This window comes from Paraliomyxa miuraensis, assembly GCF_026337845.1.
GTDB lineage: Bacteria > Myxococcota_A > Polyangia > Nannocystales > Nannocystaceae > Paraliomyxa > Paraliomyxa miuraensis.
In genome coordinates, this window is record NZ_JAOVZF010000006.1 from 1 (window position 1) to 207 (window position 207).

Sequence of the window (207 nt, forward strand, 5' to 3'; positions counted from 1 at the left end):
GGCAAGGGCGGGGTCAAGCGCAGCCTGCTGGTCGAAGCCAAGGGCGTCCCGGTGGGCGTGACGGTCGCCGGAGCCAACCGCAACGACTGCAAGCTCGTGGAGCAGACGCTCGATAGCATTCCGATCCGCCGACCCAAGCCCACGAAGAAGCACCCCCAGCACATGTGCCTGGACAAGGGCTACGACTTCGAGTTCGTCCTGAAGATC

1 protein-coding gene is annotated in these 207 nt (G+C 64.7%); it reads left to right on the forward strand.

Annotation, left to right across the window (positions count from 1 at the left end; translation table 11 throughout):
* On the forward strand, positions 1-207 hold a 207-nt coding region (locus OEB96_RS00025; protein ID WP_266213324.1), incomplete at both ends, for a transposase.